The organism is Tritonibacter mobilis (genome assembly GCF_001681715.1).
In the GTDB taxonomy this organism is placed as follows: domain Bacteria; phylum Pseudomonadota; class Alphaproteobacteria; order Rhodobacterales; family Rhodobacteraceae; genus Epibacterium; species Epibacterium mobile.
In genome coordinates, this window is sequence record NZ_LNWY01000017.1 from 83252 (window position 1) to 89251 (window position 6000).

The following is a 6000-nucleotide window of genomic DNA, read 5'->3' on the forward strand; positions in this document are numbered from 1 at the left end:
TCAATGTCACATTTAGCTGGTTCATACATTCGAAAATCGTACATCAACACTGTAAACTTGGCCGTTGCAACGGTCGTAGCCAGTCTTCTAGCTGAAGCTGCCTTCGCGCAAGCTGTGCATTGGACTGGGGTCAGCGGATCAAACTGGAATGATCCTGGAAATTGGAGCGCAGGAACTCCATCCGGCTCATCAAGTGCTGTGATCGCGACCAATTCTGGGGATAATGCTCCTGTTCTCGATGGAGATAGTAGCACGATATCTGGTCTGCTCGTGGGGTCGCTCGATGGAAGTGATCTTGAGGTGCGCAACGGTGGAGTTCTGACGGTAGGGTCTGCAACCATTGGCAACAACAGTATCAATAATGCTCCCGCAAATCGGCTGTCAGAGCAGTCGGGCACGTTGCGTTTAACGGGAACTGGTTCGCAGTTTTCAACGAATTTTCTGAACTTGGGATTGTATGGGGAAGGTCTTCTGGAAGTAGAAGATGGCGCAACATTGACCGTCAATTCTTCTCTGTCGTTAAGTACGTTTGAAGGTTCAAGCAGCCGGTTGACCATCAACGGAGAAGATACGTCTGCGCAGCTATCAGGAGTGACGATCGGTGGAGACGGTGAGGCTGCAGCAACCGTTTCAAATGGAGCGAGTGTAACCAGCGGAGCAGTCACGTTTGGACGATATTCTGGCGCAACAGGTGCGCTCGAAATTAGTGGAAACGGTTCCAACTGGACACTTTCAAGCGGAACGCTGAATGTCGGTGGTGCTGGAGACGGATCTGTCAGTGTATCGAATGGCGGCTCACTCTCATCGACCGGAAGGCTTATATTGGCCTCTGACGTTGGCGCAACAGGTGAACTCACGATCGAAGGCGCAGACAGCTCAGTAGCTACCACCAATTATGTGTCGATTGGCAATTCAGGTTCGGGTAGCGCGACGATCTCCGACGGCGGGCGCTTGCAAGGGGCACAAATCCTAGTGGCTTGGGACGATGGTGTGACCGGTACACTGGATGCGCGTGGTTCAGAAAGCCGCATCGGCGTTAGAGATTACCTAATGGTTGGTTATAACGGCAATGGGATAGCCACGTTTTCTGATGGCGCAACGCTGGAGGCAACCAGTGCGGCCACCGCGAACCTGGTAATTGCTAATGCGGTCACGTCTACTGGGATCGTCAACATTGGTGCCGCTCGTGGTTCTGACGCGGCAGCGGCGGGCCACGTCGCGTTGGACAAAGTGCTTTTTGGGGCGGGTACTGGGGAGCTGGTCTTCAATCACAACACTGCCGATTACCAGTTTGATGCAGCAATCGTGAATAATGGCACTCTGTCGCATCTGGCAGGTGATACCACTCTAACCGGTGACAACAGCAACTTTTCCGGCACCACCAATGTGAATGGTGGACACCTCAGAATTACAAACGCGCTTGGCGGTGACGTCAACGTATTCGCCAATTCGCGCTTTGGTGGCGCAGGCACTGTGGGCAGATTGAATGTCACCAGCGGCGGAGAGGTTGCTTTGAGCGGGACAATTGCCGTGGAGGGGGATGCAGATTTTGCTGTAGGGTCGTATTTCCTGGTGAATGCTGATCCGACCGGGAATGATCTCCTTTCGGTTGACGGTTTTCTGCTCCTGAACGGCGGTACGGTTGTGCATCAGGAAAGCGCAGCTGAGTTCGATCCAACGGCACGTTACAAGATAGCAGAGTCGACCAGCGGCGTTTTTGGTGAGTTTGATGATGTCCAAACAGAGCTAGCTTTTTTGGATGCAAGTCTAAGTTATGAAAACGACGAAGTTTGGCTCGGACTTGATCGCAATGACATCAACTTTTCAGATATCGCGCTAAGTCAAAATCAGAAAAATTTGGGGCAAGCATTGGCAGGCCTTGAGTTGAGTGACCCACTGGTACAGCAGATCCTTGGCATGTCGGAAGAGACAGCACGTCAGGCCTACAATCAACTGGCGGGCGAAATCCATGGTTCCAACGCCTCAGCAATCGTTCACGACACCGAAGTGCTCAGGAGCTTATTGATGTCTCGTTTGCGCCAGCAACAAGAGACACATCGTTCAGAAAGTGTGAGCCGCAATGCAATGCACTTTATGAACAACACCGCGCACCCAGCAGGGAATGTCTGGATGCAAGGGGTTGGCTCGTGGTCGGACTTCGACGGAAATGGCAATGCAGTCGGGACGCGGCGAGATTTTGGCGGATTAGCCGTGGGCTATGACCGAGAAATGGCAAACGGGGTGCAGGTGGGCTTGATGGCGGGCTACTCAAACACCTCAACTCGAAATGATGTAGAAGCCCGATCTGATGCTGATAGCGCAACGCTGGGGCTCTATTTCGGTACAACTGGCGGAGATCTTCGGTTCGGCGGCGGCATACTGGCGAGTTGGCACGATGTAGACACCTCTCGTTCTTTGGGAAGTGTTGGCATGGGTACCGCCCTTGGCCGCTATGACGCGCACAGCTACTCCATCTTTGCCGAGGCGAGCTACGAATATCAACTGGAACGCGGCCAGCTACAGCCATTCTTTGGTCTGGCGCATGTAAGTTATGACAGCGATGGGTTCAGCGAAACCGGTGGCAATGGTGCATTGACCGTCGCAGCGATCTCGGCCGAGACATCCTACGCAACTCTAGGTCTTCGTGGTCAAACGAAGGTCGCCTTCGGATCAGAGTCCTTACTAGCGACTGGTATGTTGGGTTGGCGTCATGCATTCGGCGATATAAACTCATCTCAAACTGCATGGTTGCAGGGGAATGCAATGAACATAGAAGGCATGCCGATCGCGGAAAATGAACTGCTCATAGAAGCGGGTCTGGGTATGGAAGTATCCCCTAATGCCACCTTCAAATTTAGTTATTCAGGCCGTCTTTCTGATGACTACGCCGACCACGGGGTTCGCGCGAATTTGAAGGTCGCATTTTAATCGCCCCTAGCTTCACATAGAAAAAGGGCTTTCTGGTTGCGTAGGTGCGCAGCGGTAGTGCAACCTATGCAATTAGAAGTTCGACGTTCGTATATTCACTGGAAGCGGTGCGCCGCTTGAACTGCTCCCCGTAGAGTCCGCGTTTTTTAGTTCGCTCTGTTCAGGGTTTGGTCCTCTACTGACCGTTGGTGATACTCCCACGGGGTGAGTCCGTCGAGGCTTGTGTTGGGGCGGTGATGGTTGTAGTCTTCGCGTCAGGCTAAGATCAGCCCCCTGGCATGGCGCAGGTTGGCGAACAGGTGTTCGTTGAGGCACTCGTCGCGCAGGCGGCCATTGAAGCTCTCGACGAAGCCGTTCTGCATTGGCTTCCTAGGCGCGATGTAATGCCACTCGACCTTGCGCTCCTCCTGCCATTTCAGGATGGCATTCGATGTCAGCTCCGTTCCGTTGTCGCTGACCACCATGCAGGGATTGCCGCGCACCCGGGCGATGTTGTCGAGTTCACGGGCAACGCGCTGTCCCGACAGCGAAGTGTCCACGACCGTCGCCAAGCATTCCCGGCTGAAGTCGTCGATGACACACAGCACCCGGAAACGGCGCCCGTTCGAGAGGCTGTCAGACACGAAGTCCAGCGACTATCTTTGGTTCGGCCTTTGTGGGATCGCCAACGGCACCCTCGTTCCGATCGCGCGCTTGCGACCGCCACGCTTGCGCACGCTCAGGCCCTCTTCCCGGTAGATCCGGTAGAGCTTCTTCCGGTTCACCTTCCAGCCTTCGCGGCCAAGAAGAAGATGCAGCCTTCTATAGCCGAAGCGACGCCGTTCGCTGGAAAGCTCCTTCAGCCTTTCCCGCAGCTCGGCGTCCGCAGGTCTGGTTAATCCACGTCGATACACACGCGGATCTGTGCAGGTTGCCAACCTTTTTTGCTCCGCGCAAAACAATGGCTTAGTTGACCGTGTGGAGGGGGCGGTCGTTCAGCCCCTGAATGTCGGGATAAGCTTCCAGAAGCACCTCGCGCATGGGTCTGCTGGTCAGGTGCAGCACCCACCATTCGGCATCGTCCCAGATCGCGATGACCGGATATCGCATGATGCGATCCCCTTTGCCTGAGTTAAAATCGATGTGCGTCTCGATTTGCGCCAGTACGAGCTCTCCACGGCCCGCTCCGGAACGCGCTATGTTTGGGTAGAAGTGAACGCGCTTCACCTGGATATCCTTGAACAACTGTTCCGCGCTGGTACGATAGCGACCTCGCACCCATTCTGGCTGCCGCTCTACCCGCGCGGCACCTTGTTCAAGATATCCGGGTGGGAGCATATTCGCTAAAGTGGCGGCTTCACCTGTTGCATAGGCTTCCTTGAACTGTTCCATCCTGTCCATCAGCGTCTGATATTCGGTATCGGTCAGCCACCGTGGCTCAAAGACAACGCGTCGTTCAAGGTAATCATGGGCGAGCCTTGTGCCTGCCAGAACCAGTAGCAGGATTACTAAAGACGCATAGATCTTAAAGGGCCGCGACCGAACGATTTTTCCAAGCGAAGTCATCCCGGCGTCTCCATGGTAAGGCATTCGGAACTGCGACTTCTACCTTGCGTGAGATGCCACTTCAACCCGCGACCCTCGTGTCAGATAACGCACCAGTCAGTGATCTAAGGAATGTCATCTAGATCACCGGGAACCGGGCCGGACTCGATTTCATAGAGGGCAGCCAGGATTTGTGATGGTTTCACGCCCTCCTTCGAACTGATTTGATCCAGTGACGAGGTCCCACTAGGTGTTAGCAGTTGTCCCTGCAAGGCCACGAACGGCGCACAGCGATTCCGCTTGCTACGCCTTGGCGCACTTTCGCCCTTGCGGCGTCAACCATGCGCGTGCGCAGAACGCTGAGCTCGAACTCGCTGAGGCTGCCCTTCATGCCCAGAAGCAGCCGGTCATTGGGATGGCGCGGGTCGTAGACGCAGTCATGATCCACGATACGCGCATCTACCAGGCCGCAAAGCTCCAGCATGTGATGCCAGTCGCGCCCTTTGCGGGCCAGGCGCGACACTTCCAGGCAGAAGACCGCGCCGATCGACCCAGAACACAGCATGGCGACAAGCCGTTCGAAGCCGGGCCGGGCCTGGCAGCCGCTGGCTGATACATCAAGATCGTCGTCGATGACATCAATCCCGGCAAAGCCATAGCCACGGGCCATCTCGACAAGATCGTATTGCCGACGCTGACTTTCGAGATTCGTCATGACCTGGCTCTGTGTCGACTGGCGCACGTAGATCACAGCCTGACGCTTCAGCAGCTCCGGTGGAAACGTGAGGGCCATGTCATCCATCGCTTTGCCCTCCCGGACCGGTTCTTGCCGCGGTCAGGAGCACCTGGGCCAGCGCTGTCACGATCGACCGGTATTCCGGTTCCGTCAGCAACGCCGGCTGTGTCAAAGGCAGCGGCAACTGGGTTGGTGTCAGGATCTCGCGATGCTTCATTCGGGGCCGCCATGGGTGAATCGTCACCCTTGAAGCCTCGCCGAGAACCAAGGTGCCCAAGAACCGAATGAAGGTCGAAAAGCGCATCCGCGGACGCCAATGGTGCGCCAAGCTCGAAACCCTGACAAACTGAAGCATCCAGCATCCACGCAGGCGCGAGGATTGCAACACCTAGATCGCGCTCGAGCCCGACATGTTGGCCATCACCGCGGTTGAGCGTCCGGAAAACCTTCACGTCCGCGCCAAAATAGGCATGCCATCGATAATGAACCCGATAAACCTGCCAGACATGGGCAGAATGAACGGGAACTGGCCATCGGCAGGAAAAACTGGATGTTTGCCGGTTCCGAAGGCGGCGGAAAAGCCATGGCCATCGCCTTCACGCTGATCGAGACCGCCAAGCTGAACGACGTAGATCCGCAGGCCTAGCTGACTTGGGTGCTCGGACGCATCGCCGATCACAAGATCAATCGTCTCGACGAGTTGATGCCTTGGAGTTACGCTGCGCAGACAGCGTAACCGGGGACGCCTCGTCCGCGCCAGAGCGCCTTCACCGGACGGTCACGAAAGAACTGCTAGGGTCAGGATGCATTGA

4 protein-coding genes and 2 pseudogenes are annotated in these 6000 nt (G+C 55.8%); 2 read left to right on the forward strand and 4 right to left on the reverse strand.

What is annotated here, in order from left to right; all coding sequences use genetic code 11:
- Nucleotides 1-3 precede the first annotated feature (3 nt).
- Nucleotides 4-2928: an autotransporter outer membrane beta-barrel domain-containing protein gene (locus UB90_RS17160; RefSeq protein WP_081285606.1), complete on the forward strand. Its 2925-nt coding sequence runs from the start codon at nt 4-6 to the stop codon at nt 2926-2928.
- Between the two features lie 146 nt (nt 2929-3074).
- On the opposite strand, the pseudogene UB90_RS22745 reads toward UB90_RS17160, so the two are convergent.
- The 4 genes and pseudogenes from UB90_RS22745 to UB90_RS22855 all read right to left on the reverse strand — a co-directional run.
- Nucleotides 3075-3830 (reverse strand): annotated as a pseudogene (locus UB90_RS22745) (IS3 family transposase); the annotation flags it as partial.
- 43 nt (nt 3831-3873) lie between these two features.
- Nucleotides 3874-4473, reverse strand: a complete 600-nt coding sequence (locus tag UB90_RS17170) for a hypothetical protein (protein ID WP_065326904.1) — start codon at nt 4471-4473, stop codon at nt 3874-3876.
- 232 nt (nt 4474-4705) lie between these two features.
- A complete protein-coding gene (locus UB90_RS17175) occupies nt 4706-5254 on the reverse strand; it encodes a recombinase family protein (protein WP_065326903.1) in 549 nt (182 codons plus the stop codon).
- Nucleotides 5247-5405: a hypothetical protein gene (locus UB90_RS22855; protein WP_157888769.1), complete on the reverse strand. Its 159-nt coding sequence runs from the start codon at nt 5403-5405 to the stop codon at nt 5247-5249. Before UB90_RS22855 ends, UB90_RS17175 begins: the two co-directional genes overlap by 8 nt.
- A gap of 303 nt (nt 5406-5708) precedes the next feature.
- On the opposite strand from UB90_RS22855, the pseudogene UB90_RS22575 reads away from it, so the two are divergent.
- Nucleotides 5709-5924, forward strand: a pseudogene (locus UB90_RS22575) (transposase domain-containing protein); the annotation flags it as partial.
- Nucleotides 5925-6000: the final 76 nt, after the last annotated feature.